The organism is Kitasatospora sp. NPDC032150, assembly GCF_055579945.1.
The window spans coordinates 216,009-241,191 of sequence record NZ_JBVIMH010000007.1 but is presented as its reverse complement, the minus strand read 5'-3'; the positions used below and the strand labels follow the sequence as shown (position 1 = coordinate 241,191).

Here is a 25,183-nt window from a genome sequence, read left to right as displayed (position 1 = left end):
CTCGCGCGGTTCCGGTCGTCCGGTCGTCCGGCCGTCCAATCGCCGTAAGGAAGGAACGCCATGGTCCGTGCCGTCCTGCTCAGTGCCGTCGGAGCCCCGCTGGAGCTCACCGAGATCGACCTGCCCGAGCCTGGACCAGGGCGGGTCCGGGTCAAGCTGGCCGCCGCCGGCGTCTGCCACTCCGACCTGTCGCTCTCCAACGGGACCCTGCGCACCGAGACGCCGACCGTCCTCGGGCACGAGGGCGCGGGGACCGTGACCGCCGTCGGCGAGGGCGTGACCGCCGTCCGTCCCGGCGACCAGGTCGTGCTCAACTGGGCGCCCGCCTGTGGCGGCTGCCACCTGTGCGGGATCGGTGAACCGTGGCTGTGCGAGCGCTCCGGCGAAGGCGCCACGTCCGTCTACGGTTCGCTCGCGGACGGCACCGGTGTCTACCCGGGGCTCGGGGTGGCGGCGTTCGCGGAGGAGACCGTGGTCGCCGAACGCGCCGTGGTCCCGCTACCCGAGGGAATCCCGCTGACCTCGGCGGCCCTGCTCGGCTGCGCCGTGCTGACCGGCTACGGCGCGGTGCACAACGCCGCCCGGGTCAGGGAAGGCGAGTCGGTGGTGGTCTACGGACTGGGCGGCGTGGGCCTCGCCACCCTCCAGGCGGCCAGGATCGCGGGGGCCGGTCCGATCGTCGCCGTCGACGTCAGCCCGGAGAAGGAGGAGCTCGCCCGACGCCACGGGGCGACCGAGTTCCTGCTCGCCGCCGACCGGACCACCGCGAAGGCGGTGCGGAAGCTCACCGGTGGCCATGGCGCCGACCACGCCTTCGAGTGCGTCGGGCGGGCGGACGCCATCCGCGCCGCCTGGTCGGCGACCCGCCGGGGAGGGCGGACCACGGTGGTCGGCATCGGGGGCAAGGAGGAACTGGTCTCCTTCTCCGCCCTGGAGATCTTCTACTTCGCGCGCACCCTGACGGCGTCCGTGTACGGCAACAGCGACCCGGCGAAGGACATCCCGGTGCTGGCGGAGCACGTCCGGTCCGGGCGGCTGGACCTGGAGGCGCTGATCACCGACCGGATCTCGCCGGAGGAGATCCCGGAGGCCTTCGAGCGGATGGCGCAGGGGCGCGGCGGACGCTCACTGGTCGTCTTCTGACGGGCTGCCGCTGACGGGCAGCCGCGCGGTCTGGACCAGGTGCCCGGTGAGGCGGCGGGAGCCGGAGTGCGCGTGTGCGGTGGTGTGTCCGCTGCCTGGGTGCGGTCGCTCTGCCCGGGGTGGACGGATGATGGTGCCCGCAGACCGCCCCGGGCCGGGATTCCGCGTGACACACGCGGGCTGACGCATCGTCTGATTCTCTGATCGCTTCCAGTCTGCATCACCGGCCAACGGGGGGATGTTTCGCTCGAACGAGTGATCGTTGATCTGTTCGATAGCCGCACCCGGGTGCGCTGTCCTAGCGTCTGGGCCGGACCTGAACAGTGCCGTGGGAAGTGGGGGCGATCATGACCGGCGAACTGCGCGAAGGTGCTCGGCGGGGCGGAGCGAGTGGTGGCGGGCTGACGAGACGGGGGATGCTCGCCGCCTCCGCCGCACTCGGCGGGGCCGGCTGGTTGCTGCGCGGCACGGTGGGGGTGGAGAGCGCCCAGGCGGTCGGCAGTGCACCGCCCGGCCTCCCGGCCGGGATCGCGCCCTACCAGCGGGTCTTCGAGAACTGGGCCGGGGAGATCCGCACCGACCAGCTCTGGACGTGCGCCCCGAGCACCCCGGAGCAGATCGCCCAACTCGCCGACTGGGCGCGGTCGGCGGGTTGGCGGCTGCGGGCCCAGGGCCACCGGCACGGCTGGGCACCGCTCACCGTCGCCGACGGCACACCGGCCTCCGCCCAGGTGCTGCTGGTCGACACCAGCCAGTACCTCACCGGGATGTCCCTGGTGGACTCCTCGACGGTCCGCGTGCAGACGGGCGCCGGGATGGAGGAACTGCTGGGCTTCCTCGGGCAGCGCGGTCTCGGGGTCGCCGCCTGCCCCGCGCCCGGCGATCTGACCGTCGGCGGGGTGCTCGCCATCGGCGGCCACGGTACCGCCCTCCCGGCCACCGGCGAGACTCCCCGACCTGGCCACGGCTACGGCACGCTGAGCAACCAGGTCACCTCGCTCACCGCCGTCGTCCGCGACCCCGCCACCGACCGCTACGTGCTGCGCACCTTCGACCGCTCGGAGGCCGACAGCGCGGCCTTCCTGGTCAACCTCGGCCGGGCCTTCCTCACCGAGGTGCAGCTGCGCGTCGGCGCCGACCAGCAGCTGCGCTGCCTCAGCCGGCTGGACATCCCCGCGACCGAACTGTTCGCCGCGCCCGGCAGTGTCGCCGCATCCGGCGGCCGGACGTGGGCCGACTTCGTCAACCGGGACGGCAGGGCCGAGGCGATCTGGTTCGCCTACACCGCCAACCCCTGGCTCAAGACCTGGCACGTCACTCCGAGCCGGCCGTTCGCCGCCCGCGCGGTCAGCGAGCCCTACAACTACCCCTTCTCGGACAACGTCCCGAAGCCCGTCGCCGAACTGGCCGGCCAACTGGTCGGCGGTTCCTGGAGCCTGGCACCGTTGTTCGGGCAGCTCCAGTACCTGGTCGCGACGATCGGCCTCACCGGCGACCTGACCGACGTGCTGCTCTCCGGCGGCCTGCTGCGCGACCTGCTCACCGGCGACATCCTCACCCACCTGCTGGCCGACGGCCTGCGCTCGGACCTCTGGGGAGCCTCCCGCCACCTGCTCCAGTACGTCCGGCCCACCACCCTGCGGGTCACCGCCAACGGCTATGCGGTGCTCGTCCGCCGAGCCGATCTGCAGTGGGCGGTCAGCGAGTTCACCCGGTACTACCAGCAGCTGGTCGCGGAGTACCAGGCCCGTGGCGAGTACCCGGTCAACGGCGCGGTCGAGGTCCGGACGACCGGCCTGGACGACCCGGCGAGTTCCGGGGTGCCGGGCGCCCGTCCGCCGCTGCTCTCGGCGCTGCGGCCCCGGCAGGACCGGCCGGAGTGGGACACCGCGCTCTGGCTGGACATCCTCAGCTTCCCGAACACGCCCGGACTGCACCGGTTCTGCCGGGACCTGGAGGGCTTCCTGCAGCGCACCTTCGACGGCAGCCGCGCCGGGCTGCGGGTGGAGTGGTCCAAGGGCTGGGCCTACACCGCCGATGCCGCCTGGGCCGACCCGGACATGCTGGGCCGGGTCATCCCCGACAGCCTGCGGGCGGGCGGCGGCCCGGGCTGGGACGAGGCCGTCGCCACCCTGGACCGCCACGACCCGTACCGGGTGTTCGGCAACCCGTTGCTCGACGGGTTGCTCAGGTGACCGCCCCGACCGGGTGACTGGTGCGGGCAACTCGGGGCCGCTGGAGCAGGGTTCACCACCAGGAGGAGGGGAGGTCCGGCAGTGCGGAGAGAAGATCCGGAAACACACGGGAACCCGGTACCCGTCCGGTACGACTACCTGGTCCGGGCCGCAGCGGCGGCCTGTCTGCACCCGGATTTCCAGGAGAGTTCCATGCGTTCTCGCGTGTTGTGCGGCCTGGCCGCCGCCGTGGCCCTGCTCGCCACCGGTTGTGGCGGCAACGGCTCGTCGGGCGGGCCGTCCGGCGAGGCGACCGGTCAGGCGGCCGGGGCGAGCGCCGGCGGCTTTCCGGTGAAGGTCACCGACTGCGGAGGCGCCGAGACCACCTTCACCGCCCCGCCGAAACGGATCGTCACCAGCAACGCCTCCAGCCTGGAGATGCTGCTCCGGCTCGGCGCGGGCGACCGGGTCATCGGTACCGGCTTCCCGCCCGGCAAGGGCACCCTGCCGGACGACCTTGCCGCGCAGGCCGCCAAGGTCCCGGTACTCGGCCAGACGGTGATCGCCAAGGAGAAGCTGCTCGGCTCCGGCGCCGATCTCTACCTAGACACCTTCGCCGCCACGAACGGCATGGGCGGTGGTGGCGGCATGGGCGGTGCGATGGGTTCGGCGCCCACCGAGCAGGAGTTCGCGGCGGCCGGGATCAAGCACATCTACCTGCACTCCACCGCCTGCGCCGCCACGCTCAAGGGCCCGCAGCAGGACCTCGCCGAGGTGGTGGCCGACATCAAGCGCCTCGGCGAGGTCACCGGCACCACCGCCAGGGCGGACGAACTGGCCGCCGCCATGGCGCAGAAGACCGGCGCCGTCCAGGCTGCCGTGCAGGCGGTCCCGGCCGACCGGCGGCCCGGTTACTTCTTCTTCGACTTCGACGCCGGTACCAAGCAGCCGATGGCCGTCTGCGGCAGGCAGGTGGCCAACGCGGTGATCACCCTGGCCGGAGCGCGCAACGTCTTCGCCGACTGCGACGGCGACTTCAAGCCGGTCGCCTGGGAGGACGTGGTCGCCAGGAACCCCGACTGGATCCAGCTCGGCGTCCGCAACCGGGGCAGCGAGGCGGAGACCGCCAAGGCCTTCGACGAGGCCGCGCAGTTCCTGCGGGACTTCCCCGCCACCAAGGGCCTGAAGGCCGTCCAGGAAGGCCACTTCGTCAGGATCGGCTCCGAGGTGACCACCATCGCCGGAGTCCGCAACGCCGACACGGTGCAGCAGATCGCCCGTACCGTCCACCCCGACCTGGTGAAGTGATGGCGGCACCGGCCGTCACCCGGACGGGAGAAGCCGGGCCCGACGGTGGACCGGGGCAGCGCGTGCGGACGGTACCGGCGAAGATCGCCGCCGCGCTGCTGGGCGCGGCCCTGATCGCAGCGCTGACCGCCGCCGTCTCACTGGGGTCGGTGGACATCCCGGTCGATGAGGTCTGGTCCGTGGTGGGCCGCCGGCTCACCGGCGGCGCGGCCGAGTCCGGCTCGCGCGACCTCATCGTCTGGCAACTCAGGGCCCCACGCGCCCTGCTGGCCGCCGTGGTCGGTGCCGGCCTCGGCCTGGTCGGCGCCGCCGTCCAGGCCCTGGTGCGCAACCCGCTCGCCGACCCCTACCTGCTCGGCATCTCCTCCGGCGCGTCACTCGGCGCGGTCGCCGCCGTCGTCCTCGGCACCGGCGTCGGCGGTGCCGTCGGGTTCGGCGCATCGGGCGCCGCCTTCGCCGGGGCACTCGCCGCCTTCGCCCTGGTCTGGACGATCGCCAGGCGCAGAGGAGGCTTCTCCCCGCTGCGACTGGTGCTGGCCGGAGTCGGCATCGGCCAGTTCCTCTCCGGCTTCACCAGCTACCTGGTCCTCCAGGCCGGGGACGAACAGCAGACCAGGGGCGTGCTGTTCTGGCTGATGGGCAGCCTCAGCGGCGCCCAGTGGAGCCAACTCGCCATCCCGACCGCAGCCGTGGCGGCCGGGCTGCTCGTCCTGCAGGCCCGCGCCCGCGCGCTCAACGCCCTGCTGATGGGCGACGAGACCGCCGCCGGACTCGGCGTGGACGTGGCCCGGCTGCGCCGCGAGCTCTTCGTGGTCACCAGCCTGCTCACCGGGGTGCTGGTCGCCGTCTCCGGCGCGATCGGCTTCGTCGGCCTGCTCGTGCCGCACGCCTGCCGTCTGGTGGTCGGCGGCGACCACCGCCGGCTGCTGCCGGTCTGCGCCCTGGCCGGTGCGGTGCTGCTGGTCGCCGTGGACACCGTCGCCCGGACGACGCTGGACAACCAGGAGGTCCCGATCGGCGTCGTCACCGCGCTGATCGGCGCCCCCGCCCTGCTCTACCTGCTCGACCGACGCCTGGAGCGCTGAAGAGATGATGCGAATCGCCGTGGACGACGTGTCCGTCACCCTCTCCGGTCGCGGCATCCTCTCCGGGGTCCACCTGGTCGCCGAGGAGGGCGAGATCGCCGGTCTGATCGGACCGAACGGCAGCGGCAAGTCCACCCTGCTGCGCACCGTCTACCGCCACCTCAGACCGCAGGCCGGCCGGGTGCTGCTGGCGGGCCGGGACATCCGGGAACTCGCCCCCGCCGAGACCGCCCGCCACCTCGCCGCCCTGCCCCAGGAGCGCGGCAGCGACTTCGAGTTCACCGTCCGCGAGGTGGTGGCGATGGGCCGCTCGCCCTACCAGCGGGCCTTCGCCGGGGAGAGCGCCCAGGACCGGGTGGCGGTGGCCGACGCCCTCGCCCAGGTCGGACTGACCGGCCACGAGGGCCGCGGTTTCGCCGCCCTCTCCGGCGGAGAACGCCAACGCGTGCTCCTGGCGCGGGCGTTCGCCCAGCAGCCGGACGTCCTGGTGCTGGACGAACCCACCAACCACCTCGACGTCCAGCACCAGGTCGAACTGCTCGCCCTGCTGCGCGCCCAGCGCCGCACCACCCTGATCTCGCTGCACGACCTCAATGCCGCCGCCTCGCTCTGCGACCGCCTGCACGTCCTGCACCGGGGCGAGGTGGTGGCCTCGGGCAGACCGCGCGACGTCCTCACCCCGCAGTTGCTGGCCGAGGTCTTCGGCGTCCGGGCCGCGGTGGTCGACCACCCGCTCACCGGCGACCCGTTGATCGCCTTCGACCACCGCAGCCCGGTCGGTGCCGTGTCACCGTCCTGAGCCCGCCCGGCCGCGATCGGGCATTGCCGCGTCTGATGAACAGTCACCATGTCGACCGGCAGCCGTATTCCGGCCCTGCCGGCGCCGCATTCACGAGGTCGCCGCGGACCGCGCCCGAGCCGCCCGGTCGCCCCGGCGGCTCCACCTCCGACCCCGTGACGGCCGGCCGGTACATCCGACCGGCCGCCACTGCTCCTCGGAAGTGGGTCGGCGGCGGTCAGGCCTCGTAGTGGCTCGGGCGCCCGTCGCGCAGGACGAGGCGCCCGGCCTGTTCGGCGTCCTGGCGCTTGAGCAGTTCCCAACTGCCGTCCGTGCGGTGGAGGACGCAGGAGTGCCAGGGGGTGGTCCAGGCGTCGCGGGCGTCGAGCAGTCGGATGCCGAACTTGGCCGCGCCGCGCCGCTGCGGATGGATGGAGAGGCGGACCGAGCGGCGGTGCTGGTCGGCGATCAGGTCACCCCAGGCGCGGCTGCGCTGGATCACCCCGTACGCGCGGCGGCGGCACTCGCGCTGCAGCGCGGATCTGGTGCCGGGGAAGTCGGCGGTGTCGTCGAGGAGGAACCGGGTGATGCCGCAGTAGAGGCGTTCCGTGTCGGAGTCCGAGTGGATCTCGGCGCGCAGTTGCTCCAGGGTCGGGGCGTAGCGGGCGTGCACCAGGGCGCGCTTCCGGTCGTGCGGGAGATCGCCGAGGACGTCGCGCAGGTCGAAGACCGAGAGGTGGTGCAGACCCTCGCGCCGGATGACGGCCCGCAACTCGTCGGAGTAGGCGTCGATGTGGCCGTCGGGGACGCGGATCAGGTCGCCGAAGACATGGCCGTCGGAGCAGATCACCATCCGGGCACCGGGCGGGTGGATCTCGCGGACGGCCGCGCACAGCCGGTCCAGGAACCCGAGTGAGAGCCGTTCGCCCTCGTCCGGGAGGTGGCCGAGCACCTTGGCGGGGTTCGGCGACTTGCACGGGAAGCCGGGCAGGGTGAACACGATCGGATCGCCGACGGCCACGAAGGCGGCCAGCTGGCGCAGTTGGTGCGGGAAGTCCTCCGCCGCGGCCGGCTGTTCGGGGTCGGCGGCCCGGCGGTGGGGCAGCAGCAGTTCCAGGACGGCGGCGCAGGTGCGGGTCACCTGATCGAAGCCGGGTGCGGCGATGGTGCCGGCGGGCGGCATGGGGTCCTCCACGAGGGCATGGCGGTATGGCGTCCCGGCGTCTGGCGGTGGAGCCCGGACGCGATGGAACGGATCGGAACGGAAGGAGGTGTGCGGTCAGTCGCGCTTGTCGTAGGCCACCGGGAGCCGGTCGACCCCGCGGGCGAGGACGGCGGGAATCCACTCGATCTCGGACTCGTCCACCGCCGGACGCAGGCCGGGCAGCCGGGCGAGCAGCGTGCCGAGGGCGATCTGGAGTTCGGCACGGGCGAGGGCGGCACCGGGGCAGAAGTGGATCCCGTGGCCGAAGGACAGGTGCTGGTTGGGGGTGCGGTCGAAGTCGAGGGTGTCGGCCTCGGGGAAGTGCCCGGGGTCGCGGTTGGCCGCGCAGAGCGAGACGATCACCGAGTCGCCGGCGGGGATCCGGGTGCCGTGCAGCTCGCTGTCCTCGGCGAAGAAGCGCCAGGTGGTGAGCTCGAACGCGCCGTCGTAGCGGAGGAGTTCCTCCACTGCTCGGGGCAGCAGCGCGGGTTCGCGGCGCAGCCGGTCCAGCTGCTCGGGGTGGCGCAGCAGGGTCATCAGCATGGTGCTGATCTGGTTGGTGACCGGTTCCTGGCCGGCCACCAGCAGCTGGAAGACCATGGAGTCCAGCTCCTCCTGGCTGAGCTCCCCGTCGTCCCGGGCAGCGACCAGCCGCCCGAGCAGGTCGTCCCCGGCCTGGGCGCGCTTGGCCTCGACCACATCGGTGATGTAGCCCTGGAGCGCGCGCAGCCGGGCCTCGTACGCGGGCCGGGCGGGATCGTGCGGTCCGACCGGCTGCACCACCTTGCCCCAGTCGCGGTCGAAGCGCCGCGCCAACTCCGGGGGGAGACCGATGACCTCGGCCAGTACCCGGAACGGGAAGTGCGCCGCGAAGCCGGCGATCAGGTCCGCGCCGCCGTGCTCGGGCAGGGCGTCCACCAGGGCGTCGGCCAGTTGCTGGAAGCGCGGCCGTAGGGAGTCGATCCGGCGGGGGGCGAAGGCGTCCAGCACCAGGCGGCGCATCACGGTGTGCTTGGGCGGGTCCTGGTGCAGCAGGTGCACCTGGAGCTGGGAGTGTTGGGGCTCGGGCATGATCGAGGCGAGCCTGCGCCAGCCGTCGTTGCCGAGGGCGTGGTTCTTGCCCAGGCGCGGGTCGCCCAGCGCCTGCTGCGCGGCCCGGTAGCCGGTCACCAGCCAGGCCGCTATGCCGCTGGGGAACCGCACCCGGTGCACCGGGCCGGCTTCGCGCAGCTCGCGGTAGAGCGGGTACGGGTCGCGCTTGTACTCGCGCCCGTACAGCGGTACGGGCCCGGTGCCGTGGCCGAGCGGGCAGCGCGGCGGATCGGCGGCGGGGCGGGGGTCGGGCGGGGTCATCGGGTCGGCCCTTCGAAGCGGGGGTCGGTGGAGAGCGGGACGGGTCAGAGGGCGAGTGCCGGCCGGTGGTGGTCGAGCCAGAGCGAGAGGTCCACCACCCGTTCCAGGCGCAGGCGCATCCCCCAGGACAGCTGCTCGGCGTCCAGGGCGGGCTTGAGCGCGGCGGCGTCGGCGAGCTCGCGCACCGCCGCCAGGTCCAGGGCCTCGCGGGCGAGCCGCTGCAGCCCCCGGGTGTACTCGGGGTGGTGGGTGGTCGGGTAGTGGTTCTTGGGCCGGTGCAGCACCGAGTGCGGCGCGATCCCGGTGCCGACGTCACGCAGCAGGCTCTTCTCCCGGCCATCGTGACTCTTCATCGTCCAGGGCGTGTTGAAGACGTACTCGACCAACCGGTGGTCGCAGTAGGGCACTCGGACCTCCAGCCCCTGGGTCATGCTCAACCGGTCCTTGCGGTGCAGCAGTTGACTCAGCCAGCGGGTCAGTGAGAGATGCTGGAGCTCGCGCCGGCGGTACTCCGCCGGGTCCTCGTCCGTCAGGTGCGGTACGGCGGCCAGGGCCTGGCGGTAGCCGGCGTCGCGGAACTCGCCGATCCGCAGCTCGGCGGCGAGTTCCGGGGCGAGCGGCATCGCAGCCTCGTCGCCGGTGACCAGCAGCCAGGGGAAGGTCCCGGCTGCCAGCGCGGCCGGGCTGTGGAACCACGGGTAGCCGCCGAAGACCTCGTCGGCCGCCTCACCGGAGAGCGCGACGGTGGAGTGCCGCCGGATCTCGCCGAACAGCAGGTAGAGCGAGGTGTCCATGTCCCCGACCCCGATCGGGGAGTCCCGGGCGACCACCACCGCGCGGCGGTGCTCCGGATCGAGCAGCGCACGCGGGTCGAGCACCACCGTGCTGTGGTCGGTGCCGATGAACCGGCCCGCCTCGGCCGCGTACGGGGTGTCGTGGCCGGTGCGCAGCACGTCGCCGGTGAAGGACTCCGCCTGGTCGCTGTAGTCGACGGCGTACGAGCGCAGCCGTTGCTCCGGGCCCCGGGCGGAGCGCAGTTCGTCGGCGGCGAGCGCGGTGATGACGGTCGAGTCCAGGCCGCCGGAGAGCAGGCTGCACACCGGGACGTCCGCCTCCAGCTGGGCGCGCGCGGCCCGGTGCACCAGCAGGCGTACCTGTTCGACGGTCTCGGGCAGGGTGTCGGTGTGCGGCCGGGCCGTCAGTTCCCAGTACCGACGCTCCCGTACGCCCTCACGGTCGACCACTAGCAGGTGGCCGGGCGGCACCTCGCGCACACCGGCCCAGAGCGTCGGGCCGGTGTTGAACAGCAGGCTGTACGCCTCGCGCAGCCCGTCCGCGTCCACCCGGGGGCTCAGCTCGGGGTGTGCGAACAGGGCCTTGGGCTCGGAGCCGAACGCGGCGCCGCCGTCGATCCCGGCCCAGAACAGCGGTTTGACGCCCAACCGGTCGCGGACCAGCAATAGCCGGCCGAGGTGCTCGTCCCAGACCGCGAAGGCGTACATGCCCTCCAGCCGGTCGGCGATGCCCTCGCCCCACTGCCGGTAGCCGTGCAGGACCACCTCGGTGTCACTGCGGGTGCGGAACTCGTGCCCGAGCGAACGGAGTTCGGCACGAAGCCGGTGGTGGTTGTAGACCTCGCCGCTGTAGCTGAGGACCACGCCGGGCCGCTCGGGGCGGTCCGCCATCGGCTGGACGCCGCCGGCCAGGTCGAGTACGGCGAGTCTGCGGTGTCCCAGGGCCGCGTGCGCGCCGAGCCAGACGCCTCCGGCATCGGGGCCGCGGCGGGCCATGGTGGCGGTCATCGCCGCGATGGTGCGGGCCTGCCGCGCGGCGGTGCGCGGGTCACGAGTGAGCGGGTCGTGGGCGTTCGGGGCGTGGGCGTCCTGGGCTCCTGGGCGGAAGGACGCCCAGCCGGTGATGCCGCACATATGGCTGCTCCTTGCTGCGAGTTGGCTGCCGGACCGGGCGTCAGGCGGACCGGGAGGTCGGGTGGGGCCGGTTCCTGCGGCGTCATCGCTGCCGGACCTGGCACGGCGCGGACCGGAGCAGCAGGGCCGCCGCCGCACCGGCACCGGCCGTCGCCAGCGCCAGCCCGGCCCGTACGCCGCCGCGGTCAGCACCCCCGAGGGCCCAGACGGCGGTGGCCAGCGCGGGTCCGAGGGTGAACCCGAGGCTGCGGGAGAGCTGCACCGCCGAGCCCGCCGTGGCCATCCGGTCCGGTGGTGCGGCGCTCATCACCAGGGCCTGCACCGGGCCGCCGTACAGTCCGGTGCCGAATCCGGCGAGGGCCAGCCGCCAGGCGAGGTCGGCCGGTGTCCAGCCGTCCCCGAGCGGTACCAGCAGCAGCAGGCCGGCGGCGGTCAGCGCGGCCCCGCCGGCGGCCGGCGCGCGCGGGCCGAAGCGGTCGGCCAGCCGTCCGCCCAGCGGCCCGGCCAGGCCCATGGCGGCCGGGAAGCAGAGCAGGGTCAGTCCCGTCGTGGTGGCGCCGGCCGCGTCGTCCCGCTGGAGGTGCAGCGCGACCAGGTAGTGCATCGCTGCGAAGCCCGCCGCCAGCGCCAGTACCGCGGCGTGGATCCCGTACGTACCCGCGTCGCGCAGCACGCCGGTGACCCGCCGGCCGGCGGCTCCGCGCAGCCAGCGGACGGTGAGCGGTACGGCGAGCAGCGCCGGCAGCAGCCAGAGCGGCGAGCCGGGGGAGAGGCTGAGTGCTAGCAGCACCGCGGCCACGGCACCGCCGGCCAGCCCGGCGTCGGCGAGGGTGCGCCGGTCGGGCGGGCGCAGCGTGCCGCCCGCCGGAGCGCTGCGACGGGCGATCAGCAGTGCGGCCAGACAGACCGGGAGCTTGACCAGGAAGATCGCCCGCCAGCCGAAGTGGTCCAGCAGCAGCCCGCCCAGTGCCGGCCCGGTGACCGCGCCGAGCGGACCGAGGGTGGCGGGCACGCTCATCGCCCGGCCGCGCAGCTCGGGGCGGACCGACCGGGCGGCCAGCACCGGCATCAGGACGAACAGCACCGCGCCGAAGGCCCCCTGCACCATCCGGGCCCCGATCAGCCAGAGCACCGAGGGCGCGGCCGCCGAGGCCGCGCTGCCCAGCGCGAAGCCGCAGGTCGCACAGAGCAGTGCGGGCCGCAGCCCGGTTCGGTCCAGCCACTGGCCGGCCGGCAGCAGCAGGGCGACCACGGGCAGCTGGTACCCGAGCACGGCCCACTGGGCGGTCTCGACGGAGACCCGGAAGCCGTGGGAGAGCGAGGAGACGGCGAGGTTGACGATGTTCATGTCGAGCATCGCCACGAAGGACAGCAGACCGGCGACGACCACCAGGCTCCACCGGTCCGTCGCCGGCGCCGCGACGGCTGAGCCCGGCGCCGGGCCGTCGCCGGGGGACCGGCGCGGGCCCGGGACCGGGCGGACTCCCGGCTTTCGTGGGGGCATGCGCGCCCCTCCCTCCACGGTGACGGACGCCGTCGGGTGACGGCGTCCGTCACAGCAGTCGGGCGGCGGCCACCGCGAGTTCCCGAACAGATTCGTGATTTTCGGGCACGCGGACGGCCGCCTTCGCCGTGGTCGGAGCAGGAGCAGGAGCAGGAGCAGGAGCAGGAGCAGGAGCAGGAGCAGGAGCAGGAGCAGGAGCAGGAGCAGGAGCCGGGCCCGAGGCTGAGGCCAAGGCCGACGGAACCGGACCGGCCGTCAGCCCGCCAGCGCCGCGGGGCGCTCCCGCCCGGCCCACAGCGTCCGCCCGCCGCCACGCCGCGTCCCCGCTCTGCCGAGCCCGGCCGTCCCTGCCGCCGGTCCGCTCGTGGCCCGGTCGCTCTCGGCCGAACGCAGCAGCGCCACCAGCTCGTCCCGCGCCCGGGCGACCCGGGACCGTACGGTGCCCACCGGGCAGCCGGACACCGCCGCCGCCTCGGCGTAGCTGAGCCCGACGACCTGGGTGAGGACGAAGGCCTCGCGCCGCTGTGCGGGCACCCGGTCCAGCAGGTCGCTCAGCACCACCTCGTTCTCGAACCGCGGTACCTCGTCGGGCCGTTGCTGCTGCTCGGCAGCGGCCTGCCAGTCCGGTACCGCCGCGCACTGGGGCCGGGCCGCCGCGCTGCGGTAGCGGTCCACCACCACCCTGCGGGCGATGGACAGCAGCCAGGTCCGGGCGGAGGAACGCCCGGCGAAACCGGGCAGGCTGCGCAGCGCCCGCAGGAAGGTCTCCTGGGCGAGGTCGTCCGCCGACTGGACGTCGGTGAGATGCGCGACGAACCGCCAGACGTCCCGCTGGGTGGCCCGGACGAAGGCCTCGATGTCGGCGGGCCGGCCGCTGCGCGCGCGCAGCGCCACGGTGGTCAGCTGCTCGTCATCCACGGCGCACCCCCGACTTCCCGGCCAGGGTGGCCGCGCCATCCGCTGCGGCCACCGTCCTGGGCGCTACCGCACACATGGTCGAGTAGGAGAGCATGGCGGCATGATCTGCGCCGAGTACCGAACCGCGGTGTCCGCCCGCCTCGACGGCGAGCGTACGGACGTCGTGGCCGGCGGTGCTGGCCTCGACGAGCACGAGGAGCGGTGCGCCGACTGCCGGGACTGGCTGGCGGTTGCCCATCGGCTCCGGGCGCTGACCGCCGGGGCACAGGGCCCGTCCCCGGAGTGGTCCGCGGGACTGGTGGACCGGCTGCTGGGCCGGCTCGCCGCCGACGAGGGCGACCAGGCCCGGACGGCGTGAGCAGGCGGCCGCCGTCCCGGTGGCCCGGGCGTCGAGGGTTTCGGCGGACCGTCCGCCGTGTACGGGGTGTCCTGAGGTCATGGCGTGTCCTGAGGGCAGGGAGTGATCGCGGTACCGCACGGCGGTACCGCGAGGTGGGCGCCCGTCACCACGGCACGCCGAGGACCCGCCTCCGCCGCCCGGAGGGGGGCGGAGCCCGAGGAGTGCCCGGAGCAGCTGCCCGGGCCCGGTCCGTGGTCCGTCGTGGTGGTGCGGGCCGGCCCTCGCGTCCGCCCCGGGGCGGGGCGGGGCACGCGGGGGCGACCTGCCCGCCGCTGCCGAGCGGACGTCGGGTCGGACGTCCCGGGCTCAGGCGAGGCGGGCGCTGGGCACGGCAGGGACGGCCGGTGGCCCGCGCCGGACGACGGCATGGGTGAGCAGTGCCGACCTGAGCCGCCCGGCCCGACGGAGCGTCAGAACTCCGGGAGCGGACGGCTCCGGGCTGCGCGGTACGAACAGCAGGAGCAGCGGCACCAGGACGGTCGCCAGCGTCCACACCAGCTCGAACAGGCCGGCCACCGCCGCTTCGCCGCGCCAGAGCAGCAGCGCGCAGGCGAGGCCCGCGAGCAGGTGGGCGAGGAACATGCCGGTCGAGAGCCCGTGCGCCATCGGAATACCGGAGAGCGGCGTGTCAGGCGTCGGCGCGCCGGTCATCGACATCCCGGGCATCGACATCCCCGGGATCGACTGGGGCAGGCCGGTGGCCGACATGGCGTCGGGATCCAGGCCCGCCGACCGCGCCAGCTCCAGGGGCTGGACGCCCGCCGGGACGCCGTCCGAGGTGCAGAGCAGCAGCCGGGTCCAGTCGACCGCCGTGTGCGCCCGCCCGGCCGAGGCGCCCGTGCTCATCGGTGAGCCGCGCTCGAAGAGCAGGTGCAGGCAGGTCTGAGCGGCCATCATCCACAGACTGATCACCGCCGGTCCGCGGCGCTGCCCGGCCAGCAGCCAGGTGACCGCGGCCGTGCCGGCGAAGGCGGCGAGCAGGGCCCAGGCGGAGATCCCGGCCGCGGACATGCTCAGGTGCGCGGTGGCGGACATCGCCACGCACAGGGTGGCGAAGACCACGGCGCGGATGGTGCGGAGCTGCCAGGTCGTCACGATGCCGACCATCGTCGCATCCGCCGCCGCCGGCTGTGGGACCGCCTCCGGGTTGTCGGCCGTCCTCGGTCGGCATCCGACCGTGGGCGGTGGTGTGGATGGTCCGCCGGGCCGCCCGACGAAACCCCTGTTCCGGGCAGCGCGGTGACACCGCCCTTCCGAGCGGACTCGGACGGGTTCAGTACTCGGACGTACTCAGCACTTCAACGAATTCGGTACCTGGACCTGCTCGATGCCAGGACGGTGTCAGAGCCCGAGGGGCTCGTGCCGGACCGCCGCCGGGTGCTGATGGGCCGGCAGCTGGTGCGAGGCCACGGGGATCGGTGGCGCGAAGTGGCGTTCGGGTCGGTGCAGCGTCGGGTCGCCGGTGACGCCGGTGCGCGGCCTGGCGGGCTCGTCGCTCGGGAGCGGGATGAGCCGGCGGGCGGCGAGGTGGCCGACCCAGTGGCGGTGGCACTCGGGGCAGGCGGGCGCGCCGTCGGCCGAGTACGGAGAGGCGACCGGAATGCCGTCGAGGGAGAAGTACTCCCAGTCGGCGCCGTCGTCGTCCCGGTAGTGCTGCACGTCGTAGTCGGCGCTCCAGGCATGCCAGCAGCGCCCGCAGGTGAATTCGACTCGTTCCACGGCCAGTTCGGTGATCATGGCGCCTGCCTTTCCCTGGGTGGTTCGGCGGTGGCGGCTCGGGGTCGGGGCTCGCGGGGCCGCTACGCGAGCTGGGCGGTGTGCATCGGGGGTGCCGTCAGCGGTGGCTCGGTGGCGGCCGCGGGTGCCGCGGCGGGGTCCGGTGACAGGGCGGGAGCGGGCCCGCCAGCGGGAAGCGGCAGGAGCGAGCCGGGCAGCGGTACCAGGTCGGCTACGGTCGCTCGGAAGAGGGCCTCGCGGACCGTCGGGAACACCGGCAGCAGCCGGTCGAGGCCGGTCAGCCGCAGCAGGCGCAGCACCCGACCGTCGGGCACCACCAGGCAGAACCGGCCTCCGTGGCGCCGCGCGGTGTGGTAGGCGTCGATGAGCGCGGAGGCGCCGCAGGCGTCGCAGAACTCGAGTTCGGAAAGGTCGGCGATCACCCGTGCCCGCGGGCCGCGACGGGCGAGGACTCCGCTGACCTGCAGACGCAGCTGCTCAGCGGTGGCGATGTCGAGTTCACCCGCCACGCGTACGACCGACCAGCCGTCCTCCCGGTGCGATGACAGCTGCAGATACATGACCTGCCCTCCCGGCTCGAGGGCCCACCCACTCGCCGGCGAGTACGTGGATGGTGCTGGGTGCGGGGCCTTTCTCCGCTGTGCGCGGTCTTCCCTCCCAAACCGTATATATCGGCCATATAAACCCAAATGGGGCAAGGTTGACAAGTGGCTGGGCGCACCCGGCTCGACCGCCCTCCGCCACCCTTCCGCCTCCGCCACCGTTCCTGCCCCTGCTGTTGCCGCCGCTCCCGCTACTCCTCCTGCCCGCGCTCCGCGCGGAGCGCGGCGCGGCGGGCGTGCCAGCGGCCCAGCATGGCGGGCAACTCGCCGCGGATGAACTCGAAGAACTCCAGTGACTCCGCCATCCGCGTCCCCGCCGGGCTGTCCGGGCCGAGCGCGGCGATGCCCTCCCGCAGGCTGCTCTCCCAGCGCACCAGCATCTGGTCGCGGCGCACGGAGGCCTCGTACCAGACGTCGTCGTGCACCCGGTAGCGGTCGCGGCGCGAGCCGGGGTCGCGCTCGCGGCTGACCAGGTTGAGCTGGATCAGGTAGCGGACGCCGCCGGAGACCGCCGCCGGGCTGACCTGGAGGAGTTCGGCCAGTTCGGCCGCGGTCAGCCGGCCGGAGTCGGTGGCCAGCAGGGCGGTGAAGATCCGCGCGGGCATCCGGGGGAAGCCCGCGTCGCTGAGCACGCTGGCGAACCGTTCGATGAAGGCGGCGACGGCCTGCTCGTCCCGTCCCTGCCCGTCCCGCGCCTGCATGGCATCTCCCGCCGACTCCGTGATCACCGCCGCATCATCCCAAACCGCCGGCGCGGTCGTGACGGCCGCGGCCGCGGAAGTCTTCCCGACCCATGAAGTTCAGAATATTCACGATTTTGTGAAACAAGAGTACCGTGAGCGACATGACGACCGCCATCACGGCGTCCGGCCTGGTGAAGACCTACGGCCGGACGCGCGCCCTGGAGGGACTCGACCTCACGGTCGCCCAGGGCGAGGTGCACGGCTTCCTCGGGCCCAACGGCGCCGGGAAGTCCACGACCATCAGGGTCCTGCTCGGCCTGCTGCGGGCCGACTCCGGTACTGCCCGTCTGCTCGGCGGCGACCCCTGGCACGACGCCGTCGAGCTACACCGCCGACTCGCCTACGTCCCCGGGGACGTCACGCTCTGGCGCAACCTCACCGGCGGCGAGACCATCGACCTGCTCGGCCGACTGCGCGGCCGACCGGACCCGGCCCGCCGCACCGAACTGCTGGAACGCTTCGAGCTCGACCCCACCAAGAAGGGCCGCAGCTACTCCAAGGGCAACCGGCAGAAGGTCGCCCTGATCGCCGCCTTCTGCTCCGAGGCCGAGCTGCTCATCCTGGACGAGCCGACCTCGGGCCTCGACCCGCTGATGGAGGAGGTCTTCCGCTCCTGCGTGATCGAGGAGCGCGAACGCGGACGCACCGTCCTGCTCTCCAGCCACATCCTGTCCGAGGTCGAGGCGCTCTGCGACCGGGTGAGCATCATCCGTGCGGGCCGCACCGTGGAGAGCGGCACACTGGCCGAGCTGCGCCACCTCACCCGCACCTCCGTCGAGGCCGAACTGGCCACCGTACCGGCCGAGCTGGCCGCCCTGCCCGGGGTGCACGGCCTGGAGATCCAGGGCAGCCGGGTGCGCTGCCAGGTGGACACCGGGCAACTGGACCTGCTGCTGCGCGGGTTGACGGCGGCCGGGGTGCGCTCGCTGGTCAGCCGCCCGCCGACGCTGGAGGAACTGTTCCTGCGCCACTACCAGACGGACGGCACCACCGAGGCGGACGAGAACGCGCGGGTGGCGTCATGAACGGCCTCGCGGGCACCGGCACCCTGCTCCGGCTCGCGCTGCGCCGGGACCGGATCATGCTCCCCGCCTGGGTCTACGCCATCGCCGCCACGACGATCTCCACCGGCTACAGCCTCGGCAAGCTCTACGGCACGGCCTCGGCCCGGGAGCAGTTCGCGCGCGGCATGAACGCCAACGGCTCGCTGCGCGCGCTCTACGGCACGGTGTACGACGCCGGTGTCGGCGGTCTGACGGCCTGGCGGATGGGCGCGTTCGGGGCGGCGCTCGCCGGACTGATGAGCATCCTGCTGGTGGTCCGGCACACCAGGGCCGACGAGGAGGACGGGCGGCTCGAACTGGTCGGCGCCGGGGCGGTCGGCCGCCGGGCCCCGCTCACCGCCGCGCTGCTGACCGCACTGCTCGCGGACCTGCTGCTGGCCGCCCTGGTCACCGCGGGCCTCGCAGCGCTCGGTCAACCCGTGGGCGGCGCACTGGCGTTCGGGTCCGCGCTGGCCGCCACCGGGCTGGTCTTCGCCGCCCTCGCCGCCGTGGCCGCCCAGGCCGTCGAGACCGGACGGGCCACCAGCGGCACCGCGTCCGCCGCTCTCGGCCTCTCCTTCGTGCTGCGCGCGGCCGGTGACTCCGACTCCCGTACGCACTGGCTGAGTTGGCTCTCCCCGCTCGGCTGGTCCGAACAGGTTCGGCCGTTCGCGGACGACCGCTGGTGGGCCGTCGCGCTCGGGCTGCTCGCGGCCTGCGCCCTGGCCGCAGCGGCGTACGTGCTGGTCGGCCGGCGCGACCTGGGCGCCGGACTGCTGCCCAGGCGCCCGGGACCGGCGAGCGCCGCACCTGCGCTCCGCAGCCAACTAGCCCTCGCCCGGCGGCTGCAGAGTGCGACCCTGTGCGGCTGGTGTGCCGGTTTCGCGGTGGCGGGTGCGGTCTTCGGCTCGGTGGCGAAGGGGGCGGCCACCCTGGTCGGCGACAACCGGCAGGTGGGCGACATCCTGCACCGGATCGGAGGCCGAGGTGACTTCGCGGACGCCTACCTGGCGACCATCCTGGGCCTGTTCGGCATGGTCGCCGCGGTCTACGCGGTCCAGTGCGTACAGCGGTTGCGCGGCGAGGAGACCGCGGGACGCGCGGAACCGGTGCTGGCGGGCGCGGTCTCCCGGTCGGCCTGGGCAGGCGGGCACCTGCTGTTCGCGCTGCTCGGCTCGGCCGTCCTGCTCGCCACCGGCGGACTGGCCGCCGGGCTGACGGCGGGCGCGACCCTGGGCGACCTTCCCCGACGGCTCGGTGCCCTGGTCGGCGGCGCCCTGGTCCAACTGCCCGCGGTGTGGCTGACGGCGGCCGCCGTGCTGGCGGTCTTCGGGCTGTGTCCCCGGTGGACCTCGGCGGGCTGGGGGATGCCGGCCGCCTTCCTGGTGATCGGCTGGCTCGGCCCGGTGCTCAGGCTCGGCCGTCCGATCCTCGACCTCTCGCCCTTCACCCACCTGCCGCACCTGCCCGGCGGCACCGTCTCGGCGCAGCCGCTGCTCTGGCTCACCGCGGTCGCCGCCGGCCTCGCGGCCGCCGGCCTGGCCGGTCTGAACCGCCGCGACCTCGGCTGACCCGCTGCCGCCGTCCGGTATCGCCAACGCCTCGGTCGCCTGTTCGGGCCGGGTCCGGCACCATGACGATCGGTGACGCGTTGGCAGCGGGGAGGCATCTGATGAGTGGGCGCACCGGGTTCACCCGGGTACTGGTCGTGGCGGCCGCCGCGGTGGCGATCGGGCTGCTGGTCCGCGGTGGGCACGACCCGGGGCGACCCGGGCCGGCCTCCGTGTCCCAGCGGCCGGTGGCGGGAGCGAGTGCGCCCCCGCCACCGACGGCGGAGCCGAGCGAGGCCGGGACGCCCGCCGACGGGCCGTCCACCCCGGGGACGGGCAGCGGCTCCTACGACCCGGCGGACTACACCGAGCAGGTCCGCGCCTCCGCGGGCCGGGCCGGTGTCAATCCGCAGCTGCTGATGGCGATCCTCTACAACGAGTCGTACAAACCGCACAACCCCGCGCTGGAACGTGCCTGGCAGCGACTCAAGCCGGACTCCGCCTTCGGGATCGCCAACATGCACCGGGCCGCCTTCGACGACACCAAGCAGGGCCGGGACTTCGCCGGCCGCAGCTGGGAGGAGCTGCCCGACCACCCGGATCTCGCCGTGGAGGCCGCCGCCTGGTACCTGCACGACCTGGCCGAACAGCTCCCGTCCCACTGGTCCGCCTCGTACACCAAGGACGAGCTGTTGGCGCTCGGGTACAACGCCGGGGCCGGGAACATGCTGGCCTTCGCCCGGGGCACGACCCCGGGCTCGCTGGCCCAGTCCTACCTGGACCGGCTGCACGGCAACTGGGCCAAGGCGGGCCAGGCCGTGGGCCCTAGGCAGTAGCCCGACCGGCGTGCCGCCCGTACGACCGGCCCGGGGCGCGCCCCCGCCCGCCGCCCGCCGGCCGTACGGCGCCCGAGTGCCCGAGTGCCCGAGGCGCCGTACAGCCGGCCAGGCGGATCAGCCGATCGTCAGGACCGCCTTGCCGCGGATACGGCGGTCGAGCAGGGCCAGCGCGGCCTCGCCCGCCTTGGACCAGTCGCTCTCCCAGTCGACGGGGGTCTGCAGGCGGCCGGCCGAGACCAGCCGGGTCAGTTCGGTGAGGTCGGGGCCGGCGTTGCCGCCGTGGCGGAAGCCCAGCAGCGAGATCTCACCGGCGATCAGCTGGTACGACGTGAACTGGCTCGGCTCGCCCGAGGCCGCGCCGACCGAGACCACCACCGCGTGCTCGGCGAGCCGGCCGAGCAGACCGGTGAGCACCGGGCCGCCGACGTTGTCGAGCACCAGGTCGATGGGCCGGTCGATCTCCTCGGGGTCGGTGACCACATGGTCGGCGCCGAGCTCGGCCAGGCCTTCGCCCCGGGCCTTGCTGCCGACCAGCGCGTACACCTCGGCCCCGGCCAGGTGGGCGAGCTGGACCGCGAAGTTGCCGACCCCGCCGGAGGCACCGGTGACCGCGACCCGCTTCCCGGCCGTGAGCCCGCCCTTGTGCAGGGCGCGCAGCGCGGTCACCGCCGCGGTGGGCAGAGTGGCGGCCTGGCTGAACGTCACGTCGTCCGGCAGCACGGCCACGTCGTCGATGTGGGCGGTCCGGAGCTCGGCCCAGCCGGCCCCCGACAGCCTGAAGGCGGCGACCCGCTCGCCGGCCTCGGGACCGCGCCCGGAGGCGGCGGCCCGCTCGACCACCCCGGCGGCGTCCCAGCCGGGGATCGTTCCGTCCGGGGTGCGGCCGTCGGCCTTCGGGAGCTCGCCGAAGTTGAGCGAGAAGGCCGCGACCCGGACCAGCACCTCGTCCGGGCCCGGCACCGGGTCGGGCGCCTCGGTGAGCCTCAGTCGGCCAACGGCGGAGTGATCTGCCACAAGTGCGCGCATGGAACTGACTGCCCTTCAGCTGGATCGGCGCGGAGCGATGCCGGTCCGAACGAGGAGCGCGGCCCGGGCATTCCCACGGACCTGACGTAGTGCGGCCCGGGATCGGCCGGTGCCGAGCAGCCGGTGGGCACGTCGTGTGAACCACCGCCGGGGGCGCCGGAGCGGTTCCACCCGCACGCCGCTACGTCAGTCGGCCGGCTCTTCGTCCAGGCGCTGCCGCTGGATCTCCGGACGCTCGCTGTCCCAGAGCACCTCCCAGACCCTGAACACGGTGTGGAAGGTGCGTGTGACGCCCCGGGAGACCAGCAGATAGCTGTCGCTGTCCCGGTAGAGGGTGCGCTGCTTGGCCATCATCGGATGGCTGGGCGTGTAGCCGGGCACGAGCTTGCGCAGCTCCGCCATCGCCTGCTCACGCGTTCCCTCGACCTCGGTGAGCACCCGGGGAGCCCAGATCATGTTCTCCCCGCTCCCGGTGTTCTCCTCGACCACCAGCGCCCAACGAGCCATCGCCCACCCTCCGTCCCGCCTCGCCGCCGCCCCCAGGCGACCGGCGGCGCCAGCCTACGGGGCGGGTACGACGCCAGGGCACCCGGCCCGGCCGGATGTCCGGCAGGCGCCCGCCGGGTGCGACGACGGTCAGCGACCTGGTCGAGTCCCGCCGGCGCCCCCGGGACGCGAGCCGCCTCCCCGGCCCGGCCGCAGGACGGGCGTTGCCTCGGTGACGCGGGACGGTGCCGGGCTCCGGGCAGAAGCCCCTTCGTGGTTCCGCGCCGCCGTCCCCGGAGGGCCTGTGGACGGCCGTTCCCGGGCCCGCCGGGTCGCCGCCCTGCGGGCCCGGGAGCCGCTACTTGATTCCGGCCGAGCTGCAGGCGTCCGCGTACTTGTCGACGCAGATGTCGGCGGCCTTGTAGAGACCACCGGCGACCACGGTGTCCTCGACGTTCTGCTTGGTCACGATCAGCGGGGTGAGCAGCGTCGAGGGGATCCGGTTGCCGTCGCTGATGGTCACCGTGGTGGCCACCGAGGTGACGTCAAGGCCCTTGAGCAGGTAGACGGCGAGGTTGGCGACGGCGTCCGTCTCCGGCCGGAACGGCTTGTAGATGGTGTACGCCTGCTCGCCCGCGACCACCCGGCGGATGGCGTCGAGCGAGGCGTCCTGCCCGCCGACCGGGACCTTGATCCCGGCGGACTGGAGCGCGCCGATGATCGAGGTGGCCATGCCGTCGTTGGCGGCGTAGACGGCCTGGAAGCCGTCCTTGCCGAGGCGCTGGATCGCCTCGTTCATCTTCTGGGCGGCGAGGTCGGGCTTCCACTCGCCGGACTGCTCGTAGGCGATCTTCTTGACCTTGCCGTCGAGCATCTTGTGCGCGCCGGCCTTGAACTGGGCGGCGTTCGGGTCGACCTCGGCGCCGTTGATCATGACGATATTGGCGTTGGACGCCTTGGAGCCGAGTGCGTCCAGCAGGGCCTGCCCCTGGAGCTCGCCGGCCCGCTCGGAGTCGTAGGCCACGTATGCCGTGACGTTTCCGCTGGCCAGGCGGTCATACGAGATGACCTTGGTGCCCTTGGCGTTCGCCTCTTGGACCCAGGAAGCCGTGCCCTTGCCGTTCACCGGGTCGAGGATGATGACCTTGGTGCCCTTGCTCAGCATGTCGTCGAACTGCTGCTTCTGGGTCTGCTCGTTGCCCTCGGCATTGGCGTAGTCGACCTGGCACTTGGTGCACAGGCCGGCGATCGATGCCTCGATGAGCGGCTTGTCGAAGGCCTCGTACCGGGTGGACGAGGCCCGCTCGGGCAGCAGCAGACCGACGGTCTGGTTGCCGGAAGCCGAGCTCGCGCTGCTGCCGTTCTGGCCGCAGGCGGTCAGCGACAGCGCCATCGACGCAACGGCGGTGCCGACGATGATCCGACGCGTCAAAGCGTTCATTGGGGTGGTGCCTCCCTGAGTGCGCCGCACCGTCGCGGCTGAGGGGGGAGTCAAACGTCCGCGCCGAGTTGGCGTCAAGAATTAAACCACCAGGATGAGACTGCTCGAACAACGGATCACCTTGTGAAGAATCTATGCGGATAGCCGGGATAAGTTGGACATGAGGCCGTTAAGCGTTCAACAGGCGGCCGGGGGCGGTGGACCGGCTCAGTGGGCGAGGCTCGCCGTCCAGGGGCCCTGCTCCGGCCGGGCCTCGGCGTCGTCGTCCGGCCAGGGCGGCATGGTGACGGCGGTGATCTGCAGCGGCGGGGAGTCCGGATGGGCCCGGAACTGGAAGGCGGTGCCGAGAGGGACCGTCAGCACCGTCCCCGGCCGCAGCTCGGTTACCCCCTCGCGGCCGTCCTGGCGCCGCCAGATCCGCCCGGTGCCCTGGGTGACGTGCCAGATCTCCTGGACGGTGGCGTGCGAGACCGCCGCCGTGACCCCGCCGGGCGGCAGCTCGAACTGAGCCAGACTGCCCTGGCCCGCCAGGGCGGCCAGCGGCCGGACGGTCGCACCGTCGGGGGCGCGGACCACCGCCGCCCGCTCGACGCTGCAGGTCTCGAATGCGGGGTGGTTCACCGGGCGTCTCCTCTGGTTCTCGGAAGGATTCCTGGAACGGCCCTCGAAATGGCGCCTGATCCGGTGTCCGGGCGAAATGCGATGACTACCCGTCAACGTGCTCGCTCATTTCGGGGCTGATTCACCGTTCGCTGCGGACCACCAGGAAAACCCCGCCCACCACGATCGCCCCGCCCAGCACGATCGGCAGGCTCAGCGGCTCGGAGAGGATCAGCCAGCCGAGGAAGACGGCCACCACCGGGTTCACGTACGCATAGGTCGCGACCAGCGGCAGCGGGGCCGACTGGAGCAGCCAGGCGTACGCGCTGAAGGCGACCAGCGAGCCGAAGACGACCAGGTAGCCGAGTGCCAGCCAGGAGCCGGTCGAGACCGCCGACAGGTCCAGCCGGTGCAGCTCGCCCTTGGCCGCGGCCACCGGCAGACAGGCCAGCCCGCCGGCCAGCATCTCGTACACGCTGGCGGTGAACGGGTTGGCGGGCAGCGGCAGCCGGCTCGCCAGGAAGGAGCCGCTCGACCAGGACAGGGTGGCACCGATGACCATGAGCAGCCCGCTCAGTCTCACGTCGCCGCTCAGCCCCGGCACCGTCAGCACCACGAGCCCGAGCAGGCCGACCAGCACACCCGCGACGGTGGCCCCCGAGGTGTGCCCGCCGGTCGCGCGGCGCAGCAGCACCACCCAGAGCGGCACGGCCGCCACCAGCAGCGCGGCGAGCCCGGACGGCACCCCGGACTGCTCCGCCAGCACCACCAGGCCGTTGCCGCCGAGCAGCAGCATCACTCCCACCAGTGCCGCCGAGCCGAGCTGAGGGGCGTTCACCCTCAATGCGCCGGGGCCCTGCCGCCACGCCAGCAGAAGGGCCAGCAGCAGGGCCGCCACGACGAACCGGGCACTCGCCGAGAGGAACGGCGGGACGGTCTCGACGGTTATTCGGATCGCCAGATAGGTGGAACCCCAGACGACGTAGACGACGGCGAGTGCGGCCCAGGCGGCACCGCTGATCCTCGGGCGGGCGGGGTCCGAGCCGTGTGCGAGCAGTTGAGGAGCGGTGGAGTCGGAGGGACGGGACTGTCCCGGTGCAGCGGTCATGAGTATCTCCCGGTATTGGTGCTGTACGGGGTATGGCATCACAGCCGGGGCGGCGGACGCGAGGGGTATGACGTCCCGTCCAGGCCCCACCCTCACCGGGAGGGGCATCCGGCGCTCGGCCCGGGAGTGCGGCGAGGGCCGTGCGCCGGGTGCGCCGAGTGGTTGAACCCGGCGCCGCCCGCCGCTCGCCGCAGCCCGCCCCGCCGCCGCCGG

At 73.5% G+C, this 25,183-nt stretch carries 23 protein-coding genes; 9 read left to right on the top strand and 14 right to left on the bottom strand.

Annotation, left to right across the window (positions count from 1 at the left end):
- Positions 1-60 precede the first annotated feature (60 nt).
- The 5 genes from ACZ5ON_RS11720 (at position 61) to ACZ5ON_RS11700 (ending at position 6,509) form a co-directional block, all read left to right on the top strand.
- The gene (locus ACZ5ON_RS11720; RefSeq protein WP_465589319.1) at positions 61-1,143 is read left to right on the top strand and encodes a Zn-dependent alcohol dehydrogenase; all 1,083 of its coding nucleotides are present in this window, start codon (positions 61-63) and stop codon (positions 1,141-1,143) included.
- Between the two features lie 416 nt (positions 1,144-1,559).
- Positions 1,560-3,338, top strand: coding sequence for a cholesterol oxidase substrate-binding domain-containing protein (locus tag ACZ5ON_RS11715; protein WP_465589316.1), 1,779 nt, complete (start codon positions 1,560-1,562; stop codon positions 3,336-3,338).
- A gap of 192 nt (positions 3,339-3,530) precedes the next feature.
- Complete coding sequence (locus tag ACZ5ON_RS11710) at positions 3,531-4,625, top strand: ABC transporter substrate-binding protein (RefSeq protein ID WP_465589313.1); 1,095 nt, start codon at positions 3,531-3,533, stop codon at positions 4,623-4,625.
- A complete protein-coding gene (locus ACZ5ON_RS11705) occupies positions 4,625-5,710 on the top strand; it encodes a FecCD family ABC transporter permease (RefSeq protein ID WP_465589310.1) in 1,086 nt (361 codons plus the stop codon). Before ACZ5ON_RS11710 ends, ACZ5ON_RS11705 begins: the two co-directional genes overlap by 1 nt.
- A gap of 7 nt (positions 5,711-5,717) precedes the next feature.
- Positions 5,718-6,509 carry an ABC transporter ATP-binding protein gene (locus tag ACZ5ON_RS11700; RefSeq protein ID WP_465589444.1) on the top strand — a complete coding sequence of 264 codons (792 nt, stop codon included), beginning with the start codon at positions 5,718-5,720 and terminating at the stop codon, positions 6,507-6,509.
- A 217-nt stretch (positions 6,510-6,726) separates the two neighbouring features.
- On the opposite strand, the gene ACZ5ON_RS11695 is transcribed toward ACZ5ON_RS11700, so the two are convergent.
- From ACZ5ON_RS11695 to ACZ5ON_RS11675, 5 genes are all read right to left on the bottom strand, one after another.
- Positions 6,727-7,671: an L-tyrosine/L-tryptophan isonitrile synthase family protein gene (locus ACZ5ON_RS11695; RefSeq protein ID WP_465589307.1), complete on the bottom strand. Its 945-nt coding sequence runs from the start codon at positions 7,669-7,671 to the stop codon at positions 6,727-6,729.
- 96 nt (positions 7,672-7,767) lie between these two features.
- Positions 7,768-9,045, bottom strand: a complete 1,278-nt coding sequence (locus ACZ5ON_RS11690) for a cytochrome P450 family protein (RefSeq protein WP_465589304.1) — start codon at positions 9,043-9,045, stop codon at positions 7,768-7,770.
- A gap of 44 nt (positions 9,046-9,089) precedes the next feature.
- Positions 9,090-10,973: an asparagine synthase (glutamine-hydrolyzing) gene (asnB, locus tag ACZ5ON_RS11685; RefSeq protein ID WP_465589301.1), complete on the bottom strand. Its 1,884-nt coding sequence runs from the start codon at positions 10,971-10,973 to the stop codon at positions 9,090-9,092.
- 82 nt (positions 10,974-11,055) lie between these two features.
- Complete coding sequence (locus ACZ5ON_RS11680) at positions 11,056-12,477, bottom strand: MFS transporter (RefSeq protein WP_465589298.1); 1,422 nt, start codon at positions 12,475-12,477, stop codon at positions 11,056-11,058.
- 255 nt (positions 12,478-12,732) lie between these two features.
- A complete protein-coding gene (locus ACZ5ON_RS11675; RefSeq protein ID WP_465589295.1) occupies positions 12,733-13,434 on the bottom strand; it encodes a sigma-70 family RNA polymerase sigma factor in 702 nt (233 codons plus the stop codon).
- A gap of 61 nt (positions 13,435-13,495) precedes the next feature.
- Between ACZ5ON_RS11675 and ACZ5ON_RS11670 the strand changes: the two genes are divergently transcribed.
- Positions 13,496-13,753, top strand: a complete 258-nt coding sequence (locus ACZ5ON_RS11670; RefSeq protein ID WP_465589291.1) for a zf-HC2 domain-containing protein — start codon at positions 13,496-13,498, stop codon at positions 13,751-13,753.
- 348 nt (positions 13,754-14,101) lie between these two features.
- Here ACZ5ON_RS11670 and ACZ5ON_RS11665 read toward each other — a convergent pair whose 3' ends face one another.
- The 4 genes from ACZ5ON_RS11665 to ACZ5ON_RS11650 all read right to left on the bottom strand — a co-directional run bounded on the left by ACZ5ON_RS11665 (position 14,102) and on the right by ACZ5ON_RS11650 (position 16,835).
- On the bottom strand, positions 14,102-14,890 hold the full coding sequence (locus ACZ5ON_RS11665) for a hypothetical protein (RefSeq protein ID WP_465589288.1): 789 nt from the start codon (positions 14,888-14,890) through the stop codon (positions 14,102-14,104).
- 246 nt (positions 14,891-15,136) lie between these two features.
- A complete protein-coding gene (locus tag ACZ5ON_RS11660) occupies positions 15,137-15,532 on the bottom strand; it encodes a hypothetical protein (RefSeq protein ID WP_465589285.1) in 396 nt (131 codons plus the stop codon).
- Positions 15,533-15,594: 62 nt separating this feature from the next.
- On the bottom strand, positions 15,595-16,092 hold the full coding sequence (locus ACZ5ON_RS11655; protein WP_465589282.1) for an anti-sigma factor antagonist: 498 nt from the start codon (positions 16,090-16,092) through the stop codon (positions 15,595-15,597).
- A 233-nt stretch (positions 16,093-16,325) separates the two neighbouring features.
- Positions 16,326-16,835, bottom strand: coding sequence for a GbsR/MarR family transcriptional regulator (locus ACZ5ON_RS11650; RefSeq protein WP_465589279.1), 510 nt, complete (start codon positions 16,833-16,835; stop codon positions 16,326-16,328).
- 143 nt (positions 16,836-16,978) lie between these two features.
- On the opposite strand from ACZ5ON_RS11650, the gene ACZ5ON_RS11645 reads away from it, so the two are divergent.
- The 3 genes from ACZ5ON_RS11645 to ACZ5ON_RS11635 all read left to right on the top strand — a co-directional run bounded on the left by ACZ5ON_RS11645 (position 16,979) and on the right by ACZ5ON_RS11635 (position 20,306).
- Positions 16,979-17,902, top strand: coding sequence for an ABC transporter ATP-binding protein (locus tag ACZ5ON_RS11645; RefSeq protein ID WP_465589276.1), 924 nt, complete (start codon positions 16,979-16,981; stop codon positions 17,900-17,902).
- Positions 17,899-19,491, top strand: coding sequence for an ABC transporter permease (locus ACZ5ON_RS11640; RefSeq protein WP_465589273.1), 1,593 nt, complete (start codon positions 17,899-17,901; stop codon positions 19,489-19,491). The genes ACZ5ON_RS11645 and ACZ5ON_RS11640 overlap by 4 nt, the downstream gene beginning before the upstream one ends.
- Positions 19,492-19,592: 101 nt before the next feature.
- Positions 19,593-20,306: a transglycosylase SLT domain-containing protein gene (locus ACZ5ON_RS11635; protein ID WP_465589270.1), complete on the top strand. Its 714-nt coding sequence runs from the start codon at positions 19,593-19,595 to the stop codon at positions 20,304-20,306.
- 117 nt (positions 20,307-20,423) lie between these two features.
- On the opposite strand, the gene ACZ5ON_RS11630 is transcribed toward ACZ5ON_RS11635, so the two are convergent.
- The 5 genes from ACZ5ON_RS11630 to ACZ5ON_RS11610 form a co-directional block, all read right to left on the bottom strand.
- Positions 20,424-21,323, bottom strand: coding sequence for a zinc-binding dehydrogenase (locus ACZ5ON_RS11630; protein WP_465589267.1), 900 nt, complete (start codon positions 21,321-21,323; stop codon positions 20,424-20,426).
- A 198-nt stretch (positions 21,324-21,521) separates the two neighbouring features.
- A complete protein-coding gene (locus ACZ5ON_RS11625; protein ID WP_465589264.1) occupies positions 21,522-21,842 on the bottom strand; it encodes a hypothetical protein in 321 nt (106 codons plus the stop codon).
- 337 nt (positions 21,843-22,179) lie between these two features.
- Positions 22,180-23,262, bottom strand: coding sequence for a sugar ABC transporter substrate-binding protein (locus tag ACZ5ON_RS11620; RefSeq protein WP_465589261.1), 1,083 nt, complete (start codon positions 23,260-23,262; stop codon positions 22,180-22,182).
- A 207-nt stretch (positions 23,263-23,469) separates the two neighbouring features.
- A complete protein-coding gene (locus ACZ5ON_RS11615) occupies positions 23,470-23,883 on the bottom strand; it encodes a cupin domain-containing protein (protein WP_465589258.1) in 414 nt (137 codons plus the stop codon).
- 121 nt (positions 23,884-24,004) lie between these two features.
- The gene (locus ACZ5ON_RS11610) at positions 24,005-24,970 is read right to left on the bottom strand and encodes an EamA family transporter (RefSeq protein WP_465589256.1); all 966 of its coding nucleotides are present in this window, start codon (positions 24,968-24,970) and stop codon (positions 24,005-24,007) included.
- Positions 24,971-25,183 lie beyond the last annotated feature (213 nt).